The sequence below is a fragment of the Gaetbulibacter sp. S0825 genome (genome assembly GCF_011777505.1).
In the GTDB taxonomy this organism is placed as follows: Bacteria; Bacteroidota; Bacteroidia; order Flavobacteriales; family Flavobacteriaceae; genus Pontimicrobium.
In genome coordinates this window covers 404,575-423,020 of sequence record NZ_JAATJT010000001.1, presented here as the reverse complement: position 1 = coordinate 423,020, position 18,446 = coordinate 404,575, and the positions used below count along the sequence as shown (strand labels likewise).

Genomic DNA, 18,446 nt, shown 5'->3' with positions numbered 1-18,446 from the left:
TATTTTATACTTTTAAGGTCTGCTTTTAAAGGCAGACCTTATTTTTTAATGACCTATTTATGACAATTTTTGATCAATTTGCATTAAACATTTTCAATCATTACAAGCCAAGATTTAAAAGAAAAGCTAATACTATAGCTGTATTCTATATGTCTTTATTACAATGCTCTTTATTATTATTGTTGGGTGTTTTTTTCTCTGAATTTTTTAAGCAAATGAAAGTTGAAACCATGTCGTCTTCTAATGCATGGACATTATTTGTCATAACCTCGGTTATTATTTATTTTAAAAACTGGATGGTGTATTCGGGAAAAAGGAGATTAGTAGTAAATGCCAAATCCAAAAAAAAACATGGCTCTTATAATATTTGGGTACTTTGGCTGTTGCCTCTAGGGTGTATAGCGCTTTCTGTATTGCTCCTAGATAAGTTTTAAGAGCGTTTTAAATGAATATACACAGGAAAGTGATCACTATAACCACCTTTGTATATTCGGCCAACAAATGTTCTAAAAGGGTTTCCTCGATACTTGCCTTTATATTGCCTTAAAAATTCCCTGTCAAAAATATCAGCTTTAGAAAAACTGTGTTCTCCTTTTTGATATTCAAAAAAGTTTGTTGTGAATAATATTTGATCGAATAAATTCCATTGACGACGATGACTCAAACTACCTCTAAAAAACGATTTAAGCTCTTCCATAGGGTTAAACAAATCTTCAGTATGAACTAATTGTTTGACGCTTTTATTTAAAGGGCCATCATTAAAATCACCCATAATGATTATTTTAGCCTGTTGGTTGCCACTTTTAATTTTAGAGATAACTTCTAGTGCTTTGGCTGAAGCTAGAAGTCGTGTTGGCTCACTTTCTTCGGCTCCTTGTCGTCGTGAAGGCCAATGGTTAACTACGAAGTACATAAGTTCGTCATTTAATTTGCCTTCAACCATTAAAATATCCCTAGTGTAATCTCTGCTACCATCTTCATCAAAAAGATCTAAAGGAAAAACTTCGGTATTAATAACCTCAAAAACAGTCGTGTCATAAATCATTGCGACATCTATACCTCGTTCGTCAGGAGAGTCATAATGTACATAATCATAAGATTTATCTTTTAAAAATTTAGAATTTAGAAGGTCATCAATTACCAGTTTGTTTTCAACCTCAGCTAAGCCAACAATTGCTGGATATTTTTTCGATGTTTTTACACCAATATTAGAAATGGCATACCCTAATTTCCTTACCTTTTTTCGATAGCGTTTTTCAGTCCAATTTTTTTCCGAGTTAGGTAAAAAATCATCATCGAATGTGAATTTATCATCAAACGTATCAAATAAGTTTTCAAGATTATAAAAAGCAATGGTATGGTAGGGTGTTATCATTTAATTCAAATATGAGCCTAAAATACTAAAATCTTATTAGCCGAACTACAATTATAATCTGCATTTCTATTTGTACCTTTGCAACTCAATTTATGATAGAAAAGAAAGACACAGCGTTAGAAAAAGCAGTTTTAATAGGAGTTATTACTCAAGATCAAAACGAAGAGCAATCTAAAGAGTATTTAGATGAGTTGGAGTTTTTAACTTATACAGCAGGAGGAGACGTTTTAAAACGTTTCACTCAAAAAATGGACATGCCTAATCCTAAAACTTTTATAGGAACTGGAAAGATGGAAGATGTAAGGCATTATATTGAAGAGCATGAGGTAGGAACTGCCATTTTTGATGACGAATTATCGCCAGCACAAGAACGAAATATTAGCAAGATACTTAACTGTAAGGTACTTGATAGAACAAATTTAATCCTAGATATTTTTGCCCAACGCGCACAAACCAGTTATGCGCGCACACAAGTAGAATTGGCACAATGTCAATATTTGTTACCTCGTTTAAAAGGGATGTGGACGCATCTTGAAAGACAAAAAGGTGGTATTGGAATGCGTGGTCCTGGAGAAACCGAAATAGAAACAGATAGACGTATTGTGCGAGATAAAATTGCACTTCTAAAAGCCAAAATCAAGAAGATAGATAGGCAAATGGAAGTTCAGCGTGGCAATAGAGGTAAATTGGTTAGAGTGGCTTTGGTAGGTTATACCAACGTTGGAAAATCTACACTTATGAATGTGATTAGCAAATCTGAAGTATTTGCCGAAAATAAATTGTTTGCAACCTTAGACACCACAGTTAGAAAAGTAGTGATTAAGAATTTGCCTTTTTTAATGAGTGATACGGTTGGGTTCATTAGAAAATTACCAACGCAATTAATAGAATCCTTTAAAAGTACATTAGACGAAGTTCGCGAAGCCGATTTATTGTTGCACGTCGTAGATATTTCGCACCCAAACTTTGAAGAGCATATAGAATCGGTACAAAATATTTTAACTGATATTAAAAGCGATGATAAGCCAACCATCATGGTATTTAATAAAATAGATGCTTATGAAGCAGAACCTTTTGATGATACCGATTTAATTGCCGAACGAACAAAAGCGAACTATTCGTTGCAAGAATGGAAAAACACATGGATGGCTAAAATTGGTGATAACGCCTTATTTATATCGGCATTAAATAAAGAAAATTTAGAGGATTTTAAAAAACGCGTGTATGATGAAGTTAGAAAAATTCATGTACAGCGTTTTCCTTATAATGAATTTTTATATCCAGATTACGACGAAACATACGAATAAAAAAAAGCCGAAATATGCGGCTTTTTTTTATTTAAATTATGTGTGTTTGATTAGAACTTATAGTTCAATCCAAACGTATAATAACTTTGTAAGTCGTTATCGGCGTCTTCTAAAGCAACACCTTGAAAATTAGCTGCTTCTTGTTGGTTGCTTCTTAAACCAAAATCAAAACCAACACCAATCATTTTCCACAACGTGTATCCAAAAGAGTTGGTCCACGTCCAGTTAGATAAGTCTCCAGACTTATAACTTTGAAATGTTGAGAAGTTAGTTTTAAAATTGATAGCTCCAATTTGTCTTGTATAATCGGCAACAATTTTAGCACCCATTGAAGAGTCAAATACGGTGTCGCCACTGCTAAACACAAAGTTATAGTTTAATGGGTGAATAACCACAATTAAGTTTTCTACTGGAGTCCATGTACCTCCAACACCAAGGTCTAAATAACCTGGGTCGTTAAAATTGTTTAAAAGCGTCGTTCTATAATCTGCCAATCCAGATATAGCAAATTTTTCGCTAAGTTTTCTACCGTAAAGTGATGATAAATTAAACACATCTGTCGTTGGATTAAAACTGTCATCATCTAAGGAATTGTCTTTGTCATCTAGTTTTACCCAATTTAAATTGGTAGATAAAGAGTTTCTCCAAAAGAATGTATCTTCAATAAGATTTGCATACCCATTTACAGTAAAACCAATATTCCCTGAGGAGTTATTTGGTGTTCCTTGTGAGTACCAGTTTTTGAAATTGGATAGACTTCCGCCAATAGTTCCAAAGGCACCAACTCTCCAACCTGGTAAGGCATCAATTTGCGCTTGAATGGCATTTGCTTCTCCTTGAGCAGCATCAGCTTCGGCTTGTTTTTCGGCTTTTTGTGCTTTTAACTCTTCCTTTGTTTGTGCTTGTGTAAAAGCTATACCACAAAAGAAAACGGCTAATAATACTATTTTTTTCATTCGATTTAAGTTAATTGTTTTTGTAGATTTTTTTATTTAGAATTATAGTTAAGACCCAAAAATGTTTGGTAAGTCACAACATTTTTAAGATTTTGGTTTCTTATAAAGTGGTACCGATGAGCAAGCTTCTCCATACATAATAGATTTAGCAATTGGCTTTAACTTTGTTGTAAGTTGAATATAGGCATTGTCTGGAATAGGTTTATTTGAACACCCTTTAACAATAAGAGGTTTGTCTTCAAACTCAGAAACATCTAATTCTGAGATGATATCTTGATAGATTGAAGTCTCTAAAGTGCTTAAATCTCCTATAACAGTTTTAATAGCATAAGGCTCTAAATAGGTTGATAACAACATATAAGCCCAAGCAGGAACAATAGCATCTGTTGAACAATGTAAAGCAACAAAACTATTTTTATACTGCTCCCAATTATGCTCGCTCGCTTGTTGTCTAAACTCTTTTTCACGAAGTACTAAACCTTCCAATAGCCAATCTTTAATATCCAAAAGCACACGCTTTCCTTTAGGATAATAGTCTTCCAAATCGATGGTTACAAGTTTACTATTCGCGACGCGATTTATTATTTCTTCTGCCATAAATTATAGCATCCCTAATTCTAATTTAGCTTCTTCGCTCATTAAATCTTGACTCCAAGGTGGATCGAAAGTAATTTCAACTTCTGCATTTTTTACTTCATCGATAGACCTTACTTTTTCTTCGACTTCCATTGGCAACGTTTCTGCTACAGGACAATTAGGAGTTGTTAAGGTCATTAAAATTTTAACTTCATAATCTTCGTTAACAAAAACATCATATATCAATCCTAACTCATAAATATCTACAGGAATCTCTGGATCGAATATGGTTTTTATTACTCTAACTATTTTTTCGCCCAAGGCGTTTACATCTATTTGTGTTGTACTCATTATTTTACTTGTGTTTGATATGCTATGGCATACATTTTTAATTGCTTTATCATACTTACCAACCCATTAGCTCTAGTTGGAGACAAATGTTCTTTAAGCCCTATTTCATCTATAAAAGCTGTCTCAGCTTCAATAATGTCTTTTGGTGTTTGGTTTGAGAATACTCTAATTAAAATGGCAATAATGCCTTTTGTAATAATGGCATCGCTATCGGCAGTAAAAACCACTTTATCATCTTTCATTTCGGCATGAACCCAAACTTTACTTTGACATCCTTTAATAATATTATCATCGGTTTTGTACTGGTCGTTAATTAATGGTAAAGACTTGCCAAGTTCTATCATATACTCATAACGTTGCATCCAGTCGTCAAACATGGAGAACTCCTCAATAATGTCGTTTTGTATATCTTTAATTGTCACAGTAATTTATTTTATGCAAAAATACAATTCCTTATTGTTTTGTGGCTATTTTTTTAAAAGATAGAAGCTTTTCTACTAATGCTTTAATTTCTTCTGGTGGATGACCATGATCGAATGTATTTGACTTTATTTTATTATCACCATCCTTAATAATAAGTGTTGCATGAGCTGCGCCATCATATTGTCTCATAGACGTTGGTGCTACTAGTTTTGGCAACTCTTGAATATTAATTTTAGACAGCAACTCTAAACTTTCGTTCCAGTCTTTTTTAGAACATTCATAAGTTTTATACTCTTTTCTATTAAGATCGTTACAAATGCTAAAAGAATTATTTGACACTGAAATCTCTTCAAAAAAACCTCTTGAAACTGCTAGGTATGTAATTGTAATCGTGTCTTGTCGTTTTTGTAACTCCTTAAAACTTGAAGATAGATTATTACAATCTTTTGGGATAAGAATTAAAGAGAATATTGTAAATAGTAGTTTCATTATTTATGAATATAAGTTTTAATTTAAGGTACAAAAAAGACGCCAAAGTTGGCGTCTTTAAATTTTATTTATTTAAAAAAATAACTAGCTTCCAACCATTGACGCCCTTGCACCACCAGGAGCAAAAATTGCACGCATCCTATTACGTTGTCCATCAGTGAACATATACATGCATGAGTCATATGTGTAATCCATATAATTCATTGTCATATCAGCATCTTTACAATGTACAGTTGGATATGTTGGGCAACCTCCATTTGATCTATCAGACTTTGGAGTATCAGCTACAAAATCATCTCTATTACATCTTCCATCTCCCCAAATATGACGTAAGTTAAAATAGTGTCCAATTTCATGAGTAGTTGTTCTTCCACCACCATAAACACCAGAAGTAACACCAAAATAATCACCTCCAACTACAATACCATCTGTAGATGAATTTCCACCTGGAAATTGTGCATAACCCAAGATTCCACCGCCAATATTACAAACCCAAATATTTAAATGAGTTTCTGGTGTCACAGGAGGATAAGCGCTTTTTACTGCATCATTAGTTCCCCATGATGATCTGCTGTCATTATGCCTAAATGTACCTGCTAGTGTAAATTGAAAACCAGCATTTGTTGCATCGTTTTCAAAAGTAGTTCCACTAGGTAGCTGATTTACATTTGTATTGCTAAAGTCACTATTTAATACATTAATTTGCGATTGTATTTGACTGTTACTTATGCTATTTGCATCTGCATAGACTACATGGACATATACAGGAATATTTATTACTCCTAGATTGTCATCAATTGGTAAAACGTCAACATCGGAATCTCCAGATCCACCGCCACTTCCACCTCCACCAGTTCCTGGTGGTTTGCCTTTACCAGCAATAAGTTTTCTTGTATGATATTCAACATCATACATTTTTTTCTCCAGTCCTGGATTTAAATTAAGTTGACGGTTAAGATTTACCATACTATAACAAGATTTGCTATTTGCTGATCTTGAACTCTCATCAATGTCGGCATCAGTATAAACATAAAAGTCGCTCATATCGACATTAGTTTGGTCTTGTGAAATTTCGTTTTCATTTTCACTACAAGATGTAAAGATCATGGCAATAGCTGCCATACTTAAAAGTACTTTTTTCATATTAAATAATTGATTTATGTTAATGGCTGAGAATATATTAATATTTTAAGAAAAAATTAACATTTTCATCAAAAAATATCAATTTTTTCGATAAAGTGCACATTAAATAAAATTGAGAATTTCGGTATGAAAAATCAACTATATGATATTCAGATAATTAAGTTAAGAAAGCATTTGAACAGCTCTTTTAACAGCGTCTACAAAAGTATCTACTTCTTTAAAAGTGTTATAAAAAGCAAATGAAGCACGAACAGTTCCAGGAATTTTATAGTAGTCCATAATTGGTTGCGCACAATGGTGACCAGTTCTAACAGCAATACCTAATTTGTCAACAATAGAACCAATATCATATGGGTGAATATTGCCAACATTAAAAGAAATGACTGAGGTTTTGTTTTTTGTATTTCCATAAATACGTAGCCCATCAATTTCCAATAGTTTTTTGGTAGCGTAATCAAGCAATTCATTTTCATAGGTTGCTATATTATCAAAACCTATGGAATTCATATAATCAATGGCTGCTCCAAAAGCAATACCACCACAAATATTTGGTGTTCCAGCTTCGAATTTATGAGGTAAATCGGCATACGTGGTTTCCTCAAAAGTCACTTCGGCAATCATTTCACCGCCTCCTTGATAAGGTGGTAATTTGTTTAGCCACGTTTCTTTACCATAGAGCATACCAACGCCAGTTGGACCACACATTTTATGTGCAGATACTACATAAAAATCGACATCCAGTTTTTGTACATCAGGTTTTATATGAGGACAAGCTTGTGCGCCATCTACCAATACAGCAGCACCTACGTGATGTGCTTTTTTGATGATTTCTTCTATTGGGTTTATGGTTCCTAATGCGTTAGAAATATGATTGACAAATACCAATTTAGTCTTGTTTGAAAGTAAATTATCGTAGTCGCTCATTACTAATTCACCTTCCTCATTCATTGGAATCACTTTTAATGTGGCTCCAGTTTTTTCGCAAAGCATTTGCCATGGCACAATATTACTATGATGCTCTAAGGCAGAAACGATTACTTCATCACCTTTTTGTATTAACGAAGCAAACCCATTTGCAACCAAGTTGATGCTATGCGTTGTTCCTGAAGTAAAAATGATTTCATGTGCTTTTTCAGCATTAAAATGCGCTTGAATTTTATGTCGAGCCTCTTCGTACTTGTCAGTCGCTTCCTGACTTAAAGTATGTACACCACGATGTATGTTAGCGTTATAAATACTATAGTAATCTACAATTACATCTATAACTTGTTGAGGTGTTTGTGAAGTTGCAGCATTGTCTAAATAGACTAAAGGTTTACCATTTACTTTACGAGAAAGTATTGGAAAATCTTTTCTTATGGTTGCAACGTCTAGCATGTTTTGTGTTTTGTAAATTGAGAATAGGATTATAAATCAAACCCAATATTTACAGCTAATTTGTTAGCGATAAGCTTATTAATACGTTTTTTTAATTCAGGTATTTTTACACTTTCTAAAACGTTATTCGCAAAGGCATACATTAATAAGGCTTTGGCTTCTTTTTCAGGGATACCTCGAGAACGTAAATAAAACATAGCACTTTCGTCCAATTGTCCAATAGTACAACCATGAGAACATTTTACATCATCAGCAAAAATCTCTAATTGTGGTTTTGTATTAATGGAGGCTTTATCACTTACTAATATATTATTATTAGCTTGAAATGCATTGGTTTTTTGTGCTTCCTTTTCAACCACAACTTTTCCGTTAAATACACCAACAGAATTATCTCCAAAAATGCCTTTATAGTCTTGGTGGCTTTCACAGTTTGGCTCAATATGATGTACTAGTGTATTGTGGTCTACATGCTGTTTGTTGCCTATAATAGTTACACCTTTTAGAGTAGAATCAATATGCTCGCCATTTTGGAAAAAGTTTAAATTGTTTCTGGTTAATTTCCCTCCAAAAGAAAAGGTGTGAACCGACACATGACTTTGTTGTTTCTGGTTGATATAAGTATTGTCAATTAAAGACGCATTTTGGTCATCGTTTTGCACTTTGTAATAATCTACTATGGCGCGCTTATTCGCAAAAATTTCGGTCACCGAATTTGTTAACACAGGATTGGAAGTTAAACTTTGATGACGCTCGATAATTTGTACATGCGAGTTTTCGCCAACAACAATCAAATTTCTGGGCTGAAGCATTAACGCAGATTCTTTTCCAGTAGAAAAATGAATAATTTGAATAGGCTTTTCAGCAATTTTGTTTTTTGGGATATTAATATAAGCACCTTCTTTGGAAAAGGCAGTATTTAATGCTGATAAACCATCGTCTTTCGCTGCTTTATTAAAATAGTTTTCAATAACTAAGCGGTATTTGGGTTTTGTTAATGCTGCGGACATTAAGCAGACATCCATTCCATCGTGAGTGGTATCGGAAAGGTGAGACGAATATTTGCCATCTATAAAGATGATTTTATACGAATCTATATCGTGAATAAAATACTTTTTTACATCACTATATTCTAAAGCGTTTTCTTCTTTTGAAAACACGCTGTAATCTTCCTTTAAAATTTTATTTAAAGAAGTGTATTTCCAAGCTTCATCCATCTTATTTGGAAACCCTTTAGTTTCAAAGGTTTTTATGGCTTTGCTTCTAATGTCGTGAACGTAGGTGTCTACATCTACTTGATTTTCGAAAGCTAAAAAAGACGATAATAATTTTTCTTTTAATTCCATGTTTTTAGTTTTCAGTTTTCAGTCGCAACGTTTAGTAAATTGATTGCTGAGACTGTTTCCTTCTTACTAGCGTTATGCGCCAACTTCTTCTTTAATCCAATCGTACCCTTTTTCTTCTAACTCGAGGGCCAATTCTTTGCCACCAGACTTTACAATTCTACCATTATGTATTACATGTACGAAATCAGGTATTATATAGTCTAATAAACGTTGATAGTGTGTAATGACAATAGTAGCATTGTCTTTACTTTTTAATTTATTCACACCATTTGCAACAATACGAAGTGCATCAATGTCTAATCCAGAATCGGTTTCATCTAGAATTGCCAATTTAGGCTCAAGCATCGCCATTTGGAAAATTTCATTACGTTTCTTTTCACCACCAGAAAACCCTTCGTTTAATGAACGTGATAAAAACTTTCTATCAATTTCTAATAGCTCTGATTTTTCACGAATTAGCTTTAACATTTCATTTGCTGGCATGTCAGCTAAACCTCTTGCTTTACGAGTTTCGTTAATTGCAGTTTTCATAAAGTTAGTCACTGAAACTCCAGGAATTTCTACAGGATATTGAAACGATAAGAAAATGCCTTTGTGAGCCCTTTCATCAGCTTCTAGCTCTCCAATATTCTCACCTTCAAGAATGATGTTTCCTTTGTCAACTTCGTATTCTTCTTTTCCTGCAATAACAGAAGCTAGAGTGCTTTTTCCAGACCCATTTGGTCCCATAATTGCGTGCACTTCTCCAGCTTTAACCTCAAGGTTAATGCCTCTTAGTATTGTTTTATCGTCAACACTTGCGTGTAAATCTTTAATTTTTAACATATTAATCTTTGCCTATTGTTATCATTTCGCCTCCTTCAGGATTTGGCTTACTTACGTTTAATATTTCGAAAATTTCTATTTTATTATCCCAAAGAATATTTTCGTGTTTTTCGTTTGTTATTTTACCTCTTACTTCAACTTGAACCATGTCAGTTGGTTTTGTTTTAAACTTTTCAGCTCTATTTTTTAAATCTTCAAATTTGTTAATTAATAGAACTCCGTAAATTTCAGCATGAGTTTGTAAAACCGCTGCATCGTCATAGTATACAAACTCTCCTTTTAAAAGTGTTAAACCATCACTTTGTTTTTCAGTTATTTCAGGAGCATCTTGTTGTTCAGAAACTGTTGTATTTTCTTCAGATTTTGTTTCTTTTTTACAACTTACAAATGCAATAATTGCCAATAATAAAATTAGTTTTTTCATAATCTAATTATTTTTAACCTACAGATCCTTCTAAGCTTATTTCTAATAATTTTTGAGCTTCAACAGCAAATTCCATTGGGAGCTTGTTTAAAACTTCCTTACTAAAACCATTTACAATTAATGCAATGGCTTTTTCGGTATCGATACCTCTTTGGTTACAATAAAATATTTGGTCTTCGCCAATTTTACTAGTTGTAGCTTCGTGTTCTATTATAGCTGTTTTATTTTTAGCTTCTATATATGGAAATGTATGTGCACCGCACTCATTACCCATTAACAAACTATCACATTGTGAAAAATTTCTAGCATTATCTGCTCTTGAATTTATTTGTACCAAACCTCTGTAACTATTCTGAGATTTCCCAGCCGAAATACCTTTACTAATAATGGTTGACTTGGTGTTTTTACCTAAGTGAATCATTTTAGTTCCTGTATCAGCTTGCTGATAATTATTAGTTACTGCTATAGAGTAAAACTCACCTACAGAGTTATCACCTTTTAGCACACATGATGGATATTTCCATGTTACCGCACTTCCAGTTTCAACTTGCGTCCAAGAGATTTTTGCATTGGTTTCACACAACCCTCTTTTAGTTACAAAATTGTAAACGCCTCCTTTTCCTTCGGCATTTCCAGGATACCAGTTTTGTACTGTTGAGTATTTAATTTCGGCATCATCAAGTGCTATTAATTCTACTACGGCAGCATGTAGCTGATTTTCATCTCTACTTGGAGCCGTACAGCCTTCTAAATAACTTACGTAACTGCCTTCGTCGGCAATTACCAATGTTCTTTCAAATTGTCCTGTTCCTGCTTGATTGATTCTAAAATAGGTTGACAATTCCATAGGACATCTTACGCCTTTTGGAATGTAGCAGAATGATCCATCACTAAATACAGCACTATTTAAAGCAGCATAAAAATTATCTTTTTGCGGCACTACAGTGCCAATGTATTTTTTTACTAATTCTGGATGCTCTCTTATGGCTTCAGAAATACTCATGAAAATGATTCCTTTTTCTGATAAGGTCTTTTTGAAGGTTGTTGCAACTGATACAGAATCTACTACAACATCCATTGCAACTCCAGCTAATTTTTTTTGTTCGTCCAAAGAAATACCTAGCTTTTCAAATGTTGCCAATAATTCTGGGTCAACCTCGTCTATACTATCGTATTTTGGTTTGCTGTTTGGTGCAGAATAATAAGAAATTGCTTGAAAATCGGGTTTTTTGTAGTGTACATTTGCCCACTCAGGCTCTACCATTTCTTTCCAAACCTTGAAAGCTTCTAAACGCCATTCGGTCATCCATTCTGGCTCTTCTTTCTTTTTGGAAATGGCTCGAACAATATCTTCATTTAAACCAACAGGAAATGTTTCAGATTCAATATCTGTGTAAAAACCATACTCGTATTCCTTGGTTTTAAGTTCTTCTCTTAAATCGTCTTCTGTATACTTGCTCATTTTTGTAAATTATAAGGAGAAACTTTCGCCGCAACCACATGTTCGGTTTGCGTTGGGGTTATTAAATACGAAACCAGTTCCGTTTAACCCTCCAGAATATTCTAAGGTAGTGCCAATAAGGTATAGAAAACTCTTTTTGTCGACAATAATTTTTACGCCATTATCTTCAAAAACTTTATCTCCTTCTTCTTGTTGTTTGTCAAACTGCAAATCGTACGACAACCCAGAGCATCCGCCGCTTTTAACGCCTACACGCACAAAGTCTGTTGTGGCATTATAGCCATCATCTTGCATGAGCTCAACAACCTTCTTTTTAGCAGTTTCAGAAACCTTGATCATATTCTTATGTAGATTATTTCTAAATAAAGAACAAATATACAATTTATGTGCTGTTTTTAAAGAAAACCTAACATTATATTAGCCAATAGTTAGATAGGTTTTTGTTATGCAAAGTAGATTAGTCATTTACCTTTATAACTAAAGCATCTTTAAGACCATTATTCTCTATAATGTCGTAATCGTTGCTTTCAGTTTCACCAACAATAAAGATGTCTCCCTTTGTTGTTTCAAGAACATCAAAAGCGAAATCTAAACTAGAACCTCCAAAGTTTTTTTGATCTAAAAGTTTGCCATTGGCATTTATTTTAATGACCCAAAAATCGTTTTCACCATAGTTGGAAGTTACATCCTTATCGCTGCTTTTTGAGTTCCCTGTAAGTAGAAATCCATTAGTTGATGGCGAAATAGATGTTGCGTAATCAAAATCGGAGCCTCCATAGTTTTTTCGCCATTTCACTTTTCCATTATCATCTATTTTAACGATGAAGAAATCGGAATTTCCTTTGTTTGAGGAAACATCTCCATCAGTACTAAAAGAATTACCTGCAATTATATATGCATTGTCATCAGTTTTAGCAATAGATCTAGCTTGGTCAATTTCACTACCACCCAACGATTTCTCCCAAAGTAAATTACCAGCAGTATCTAATTTTATGACCCAATAATCGTAAGAACCGTAACTATTAGTGATGTCGAAATCATCACTTTCAGAAAACCCTGTAATTACATATCCTCCGTCATTGGCTTGTACAACGTCAAAAGAGCGGTCGTTATTAGTGCCTCCAAAATATTTACGCCATTCTATATTGCCATTGGCGTCTAGTTTATGGCACCAAAACTCGCCAATTCCATGTCGTTTGGAGCTGTTGACTTTCGTATTTCCTAAACCTCCAGAAGCAGTTACATCTAAGAAGCCTGTCATTAAAAATCCACCGTCACTTGTTTGTATAATTGAGTAAGAATGGTCATGACCTGAGAAACCATAGCTTTTTTCCCATAATATATTGCCATTTGCATCTAATTTTAAAAGCCAATTATCATGAAAACCTTCATTTTTACTTGCGTCACCATCACTACTCATACTGTACCCTGTAATAGCAAAACCTCCATCATTTGTAGCCACCACTTTTTGACCAACATCATCACCGCTACCACCATAAGTTTTACTCCAAAGAAGGTTGCCATCAGGAGTTATTTTAATTAACCAATAGTCGTTTTCTTGTAATGTCTTATCTGTAATATCTCCATCAATACTGTTTGTATAACCGAATAGTGCTAAGTTGCCATCAGAAGTTTCTACTATTGAAACAATATGGTCTTCTTGTGAGCCTCCATAAGTATTTATAAAGGCAATATCGTTAAAAATGGACACGTAATTATCATCGAAATCTTCATGGCACGAACTAACGGTAAGGCATAGTATCATGCAAAATAAGTAGGCTGTTTTTTTCATGTTAACTTCCGTTTTTACGTATAATAAATAATCCTCTTTCGATGTCGCTAATTATTATGTTTCCACTTTCAAAATAAGGATACACATTCCAAGCACCATGAAAGGACGTGCTATTGTTTTCTGGATAAGTATCAAAAAAACCAATTTCGGTCATTGTGTTGGTTTCTAAATTAGAAATATCAATGATTCTAATACCAGACGTATAATTTGCCTGATACAATAAATTACCTTTAACATACACATTGTGATCTATTGATGTTGTTGGCCCTAAATGTTGCATGTGAAATATTGGGTTGTCTAAATCTGTAAAATCAAATACCAAAGTTCTAGTTCTTGTATTGTAATTAATTTCATCTGTTTCATCCCCAAGAATAAAATATTTTTGGTCTTCAGTAAACCATCCTTGATGGGTAAAACCAATGTTAGAGTAAGAAATACTAGATATGTTAGTTGGGTTGTTTTTATCGGTTACATCTACAATAACTACTTCATTTTCGTTGCTTCCAATTAAAATTTCACTACCACTATAATCGGCATCAGGACCATTATAAGTAACCACTTGAGCATCGTGTGAATAAGAATCATTACTATATCCACCTGCTGGTGTAGGATTTAGTGGGTCTTGAATATTCACAAAATGTGGGCCTCCACCAAAAGTATTGGTTCCTACAGCATAAGCAAAACCACTATCTTCATTAATTACAATATTATGTGCATTACCAAATTGTGTATAATGAACATCATCAGTAAACACCTCAGGCGGAGAAGTTACATTTCGCAAACGTGATAAATCAAATACTTGCATACCATGTCCAGAAGCCTCACTAACTACAAACGCATAATCATTATAAACTTTCACATCTCGCCATAAACTATTGCTTGTGGCAGTTGGGAGGTTACCCACTAATATTGGATCTATAGGATTTGAAATATCAACAAAAGAGACACCAATGGACGTACACATTAAGGCATATTCCTTTCCCGAAACAGGATCTGTCCAACCCCAAGAGTCGTTTCCGTCACTACCCCCTCTAAGTTCTTCTAATGTGATGTGTGCTAGCAAATCGTAATCGTTGCAAGGAAACACTCCTGCAAATCCGTTTTCACATGTTGCATTAGAACTGGTGGGAGTAGGTTCGTCAATGAATGTATTATTCTTTGAGCAACTTTGTTCAAGAAACAATATAAGAGCTCCCAATAAAACAGCTAGAAGCTGTGTTTTGATATTTTTCATGCAATTCTTTTTTACTAAAATACAAGAAAAACGAGATAGTTTAATAGTCAGCTTCACAAAAAATAGCTACAAGATAATTTGTACTCAAAATAATTGCATAGTTGTGGCTTAATAAAGTATTTTTATGCAAAGTAATTTATAAACCAACCAAATTGAATATGAAATCATTTTTAAGATTAGTAGTTTTTCTGCTAAGCCTCCAATTAACAGCCCAAAACACACCTTGGAGTGAAGACTTGATGACAACACCAGAAAAGTCTAATTACCAAAAAACATCAACATATGCTGATGTAATGGATTTTATAAAAGCGATTCAAGCCAAATCAAGTTTAATGCATCTTGAATTTATGGGGAAAAGTATGGAAGGAAAAGAAATTCCTGTTGTTGTTATGGCAAATCCAAAAATTAACTCACCTCAAGAAGCGAAAGATTCAGGAAAACCAGTCATTTATGTTCAAGGAAATATTCATTCTGGAGAAGTTGAAGGGAAAGAAGTATTGCAACAATTAATGCGAGATATTTTATTAGGAGATAAAAAGCATTTGTTAGATAATCAAATTATCATTTTTGCACCAATATATAATACAGATTCTAATGATAAAATGGAAAAAGGAAGGCGCCCATCGCAAGAAGACAGTCCTGTTGAAGTTGGGATTAGAGCCAATAGTCAAGGGTTTGATTTAAATAGGGATGGCGTTAAAATGGAAGCTTTTGAAACAGAAGGATTAGTTCAAAATGTTATATTAAAATGGGACCCTGAAATGTTGGTCGATTTACATACTACCAATGGTACTTGGCATGGTTACGGAGTCACTTATGCACCAAGCTATCATTATGCAGGCCAAAAAGCACCTTACGATTTCACTTGGAATACTATGCTGCCAAGTATTGTTAAATCTATTGATGAGAATTATGGTGTAAAATTAGGGCCTTATGGAGGATACTCGTTACGTCAAGGTTGGCCAACAAAAGCTATTTACACATACAATCATCACCCAAGATATATTGTAAACCAAATGGGTTTAAGAAATAAAGTTGGTATTTTAAGTGAAGCTTTTGCACATGATCGTTTTTACAAACGTATGAATGGCACTTATGGTTTTGTAGCTGAAATTTTAGAGTTTACTCATAATAATGGAAGGGAAATGGCAGAGATTAATGCTAAAGCAACTCAAGATGCTATTGATAATGTAAAACAAAATGCAGGGAAAGTCAAAAAAGGCGTGCGTTTTAAAATGGTGCCTTTAGACGATACGTTTACCTTAAGAGCATACGATTATATTGCTTATAATAAAGAAGGAAAACAAAGATATTCGCGTTCAGGGAAGATTATCGAGATACCTAATGTTCAAAATCATTCAAAATTTGAAGCTGAGGTGGAAAGTACGTTGCCAAGAGGTTATTTTTTGCCTAAATCCATGAAGCATATTGTAGATCATTTGAGAAAACAAGGTGTTATGGTAACTGAATTAAAGGTATCAAAAAGAGCAGTAGGCGAAGAGTTTATAATGTCTGATTTAAGCCTCTCAAAGCGTAAATTTGAAGGACATTTTATGGCAAATGCTAAAGGAGAATTTGTTGCTAAAACAAAGAAATTCAAAAAAGGCGATTATTGGATAGATATGGCACAACCGTTATCTAACCTTATTTTTTATATGCTCGAACCACAATCGGATGATGGTTTGGTAACTTGGAATTTCTTTGACGATTATTTTAATGAAAAGGGTATTGAGAAGAAACCTGTAGCCTATCCAGTTTTTAAATATTACAAATTGCGATAATCTCTTGTTTAAAGAAAGAAGAAGCACCTTTAAATAGGGTGCTTTTTTTGTTTTACAGAATATGATTTATTAGTAAACTAACTTGGTACATGAGCATGAGGTATTTACAGGAAATTAATTTTGATTTCGTGACAAAATTTGGTGTATTTAAACCTCGATTATCGAGTAAATAAAAGGAATTGCCATATCTTTGCAGCATGATAGAAGATAAAAACCAAACAAGAACACCACTAAGTGATTTAGGAGAATTCAAACTCATTGATCATTTAACAAAAAACTTTAAGATAAGCCATAAAAGCACGCTTAAAGGCATTGGTGATGATGCTGCTGTTCTAAGCTTTAATAATAAAAAAGTAGTGGTTTCAACAGATTTGTTGGTTGAAGGTGTTCATTTTGATTTGAGTTATATGCCTCTAAAGCATTTAGGCTATAAGGCAGTTATGGTAAATCTATCAGATATTTATGCAATGAATGCTACAGCAACTCAAATAACTGTGTCTATTGCTGTATCCAATAGATTTCCATTAGAAGCCCTTGAAGAATTGTATGCAGGAATTGAAACTGCCGCTAAGATATATAAGGTAGATGTGGTAGGAGGAGATACTACTTCGTCAACATCAGGGCTAATAATTTCAATAACTGCTATTGGTGAAGCAAACGAAAAAGATATAGTTTATAGAAAAGGTGCTAAGCCAAATGATTTGTTAGTAGTAACGGGAGATTTGGGAGGCGCATATATGGGACTTCAAGTGTTGGAACGTGAAAAGGAAGTGTTCAAAGTAAACCCCAATAATCAACCAGATTTAGATAAATACACTTATATCGTTCAGCGTCAATTAAAGCCAGAAGCTCGAAGAGATATTGTAACACTTTTAAAAGAGCTTGATGTAAAACCAACATCTATGATTGATATTAGCGATGGCTTATCTTCTGAAATGATTCATTTATGTAAGCATAGCGAAGTTGGCTGCGATATATATGAAAATAAAATTCCACTAGACCCTGAAGTAATTACTACTTGTGAGGAGTTTAATATTGATAGTACGACTATTGCATTAAATGGAGGTGAGGACTATGAATTGCTTATGACTATTTCTCAAGAAGATTTTCCTAAAATAAAAGCTAATCCTAACTTAACGGTTATAGGTTATATTACTGATAAGAATGCAGGAATGCATTTGGTAACAAGGGCAGAAGAAAAAATACCTTTAAAAGCTCAAGGTTGGAACTCACTTAGCCAATCGGAATAACGAGTTATCGCTTAAATCAATTACAGGGATATTCTTTTTCCTAAGTCTGTTATTATGGATTCTTTCTAGTACAGCGTTAATTTCTTTATACTTTGGAGTTAATAAAGTTAATTTACCGTTACCGTTTGTAGTCACTTGCTCTTTACAATGTTTGCAAGTGTATTCTTTTACATGATATGTAACGTTCTTTGTTACCGTGTAATCATGACCAAAAAATGAACAATATAAATGTTTCAAACCTTTTAGTTTTAGCTAATTAATAATGAGGGATCATTAAAAGTAATTTTTTTTGCAAAAATAAAAGGATTTAACGAGAAGTATTCGTTAAAGAGTTTCTT

General features: G+C 33.6%; 20 protein-coding genes. 4 read left to right on the top strand and 16 right to left on the bottom strand.

Going from position 1 to position 18,446, the window contains the following annotated elements; all coding sequences use genetic code 11:
* Positions 1-59 precede the first annotated feature (59 nt).
* Positions 60-434, top strand: coding sequence for a hypothetical protein (locus tag HB672_RS02005; RefSeq protein ID WP_167606908.1), 375 nt, complete (start codon positions 60-62; stop codon positions 432-434).
* Here the strand turns inward: HB672_RS02005 and HB672_RS02000 are convergent.
* Positions 431-1,375: an endonuclease gene (locus tag HB672_RS02000; RefSeq protein WP_167606905.1), complete on the bottom strand. Its 945-nt coding sequence runs from the start codon at positions 1,373-1,375 to the stop codon at positions 431-433. The genes HB672_RS02005 and HB672_RS02000 overlap by 4 nt on opposite strands.
* A gap of 92 nt (positions 1,376-1,467) precedes the next feature.
* Between HB672_RS02000 and hflX the strand changes: the two genes are divergently transcribed.
* Positions 1,468-2,682, top strand: a complete 1,215-nt coding sequence (gene hflX / locus HB672_RS01995) for a GTPase HflX (RefSeq protein ID WP_167606902.1) — start codon at positions 1,468-1,470, stop codon at positions 2,680-2,682.
* Between the two features lie 50 nt (positions 2,683-2,732).
* Here hflX and HB672_RS01990 read toward each other — a convergent pair whose 3' ends face one another.
* The 14 genes from HB672_RS01990 to HB672_RS01925 all read right to left on the bottom strand — a co-directional run bounded on the left by HB672_RS01990 (position 2,733) and on the right by HB672_RS01925 (position 15,077).
* Entirely contained in the window at positions 2,733-3,638 is a 906-nt protein-coding gene (locus HB672_RS01990) for a DUF3078 domain-containing protein (RefSeq protein ID WP_167606899.1), read from the bottom strand.
* Positions 3,639-3,722: 84 nt separating this feature from the next.
* Positions 3,723-4,235, bottom strand: coding sequence for a DUF2480 family protein (locus HB672_RS01985; protein ID WP_167606896.1), 513 nt, complete (start codon positions 4,233-4,235; stop codon positions 3,723-3,725).
* 3 nt (positions 4,236-4,238) lie between these two features.
* The gene (locus HB672_RS01980; protein WP_167606893.1) at positions 4,239-4,565 is read right to left on the bottom strand and encodes a DUF59 domain-containing protein; all 327 of its coding nucleotides are present in this window, start codon (positions 4,563-4,565) and stop codon (positions 4,239-4,241) included.
* Complete coding sequence (locus HB672_RS01975; protein WP_167606890.1) at positions 4,565-4,987, bottom strand: SufE family protein; 423 nt, start codon at positions 4,985-4,987, stop codon at positions 4,565-4,567. The genes HB672_RS01980 and HB672_RS01975 overlap by 1 nt, the downstream gene beginning before the upstream one ends.
* Positions 4,988-5,018: 31 nt before the next feature.
* Positions 5,019-5,477 (bottom strand): hypothetical protein, encoded by a 459-nt coding sequence (locus tag HB672_RS01970; RefSeq protein WP_167606887.1) that lies wholly within the window; start codon positions 5,475-5,477, stop codon positions 5,019-5,021.
* Positions 5,478-5,561: 84 nt separating this feature from the next.
* A complete protein-coding gene (locus tag HB672_RS01965) occupies positions 5,562-6,620 on the bottom strand; it encodes a zinc metalloprotease (protein ID WP_167606884.1) in 1,059 nt (352 codons plus the stop codon).
* Positions 6,621-6,782: 162 nt separating this feature from the next.
* Entirely contained in the window at positions 6,783-7,997 is a 1,215-nt protein-coding gene (locus HB672_RS01960; protein ID WP_167606881.1) for a cysteine desulfurase, read from the bottom strand.
* A 29-nt stretch (positions 7,998-8,026) separates the two neighbouring features.
* Entirely contained in the window at positions 8,027-9,340 is a 1,314-nt protein-coding gene (gene sufD / locus HB672_RS01955; protein ID WP_167606878.1) for a Fe-S cluster assembly protein SufD, read from the bottom strand.
* Between the two features lie 72 nt (positions 9,341-9,412).
* Complete coding sequence (gene sufC / locus HB672_RS01950) at positions 9,413-10,165, bottom strand: Fe-S cluster assembly ATPase SufC (RefSeq protein WP_167606875.1); 753 nt, start codon at positions 10,163-10,165, stop codon at positions 9,413-9,415.
* Position 10,166: 1 nt separating this feature from the next.
* Positions 10,167-10,589 carry a hypothetical protein gene (locus HB672_RS01945; RefSeq protein WP_167606872.1) on the bottom strand — a complete coding sequence of 141 codons (423 nt, stop codon included), beginning with the start codon at positions 10,587-10,589 and terminating at the stop codon, positions 10,167-10,169.
* A gap of 13 nt (positions 10,590-10,602) precedes the next feature.
* Positions 10,603-12,051 carry a Fe-S cluster assembly protein SufB gene (gene sufB / locus HB672_RS01940; RefSeq protein WP_167606869.1) on the bottom strand — a complete coding sequence of 483 codons (1,449 nt, stop codon included), beginning with the start codon at positions 12,049-12,051 and terminating at the stop codon, positions 10,603-10,605.
* Between the two features lie 9 nt (positions 12,052-12,060).
* Positions 12,061-12,390, bottom strand: coding sequence for an iron-sulfur cluster assembly accessory protein (locus HB672_RS01935; RefSeq protein ID WP_167606866.1), 330 nt, complete (start codon positions 12,388-12,390; stop codon positions 12,061-12,063).
* A gap of 118 nt (positions 12,391-12,508) precedes the next feature.
* Positions 12,509-13,843: a hypothetical protein gene (locus tag HB672_RS01930; protein WP_167606863.1), complete on the bottom strand. Its 1,335-nt coding sequence runs from the start codon at positions 13,841-13,843 to the stop codon at positions 12,509-12,511.
* Position 13,844: 1 nt separating this feature from the next.
* The gene (locus HB672_RS01925; RefSeq protein ID WP_167606860.1) at positions 13,845-15,077 is read right to left on the bottom strand and encodes a choice-of-anchor B family protein; all 1,233 of its coding nucleotides are present in this window, start codon (positions 15,075-15,077) and stop codon (positions 13,845-13,847) included.
* 158 nt (positions 15,078-15,235) lie between these two features.
* On the opposite strand from HB672_RS01925, the gene HB672_RS01920 reads away from it, so the two are divergent.
* Together HB672_RS01920 and thiL are read left to right on the top strand one after the other, a co-directional pair.
* Complete coding sequence (locus tag HB672_RS01920) at positions 15,236-16,858, top strand: M14 family metallopeptidase (RefSeq protein WP_167606857.1); 1,623 nt, start codon at positions 15,236-15,238, stop codon at positions 16,856-16,858.
* Positions 16,859-17,055: 197 nt separating this feature from the next.
* Positions 17,056-18,108 (top strand): thiamine-phosphate kinase, encoded by a 1,053-nt coding sequence (thiL, locus tag HB672_RS01915; protein WP_167606854.1) that lies wholly within the window; start codon positions 17,056-17,058, stop codon positions 18,106-18,108.
* Here the strand turns inward: thiL and HB672_RS01910 are convergent.
* Complete coding sequence (locus tag HB672_RS01910) at positions 18,088-18,345, bottom strand: hypothetical protein (RefSeq protein ID WP_167606850.1); 258 nt, start codon at positions 18,343-18,345, stop codon at positions 18,088-18,090. The two genes, thiL and HB672_RS01910, sit on opposite strands and share 21 nt — an antisense overlap.
* Positions 18,346-18,446: the final 101 nt, after the last annotated feature.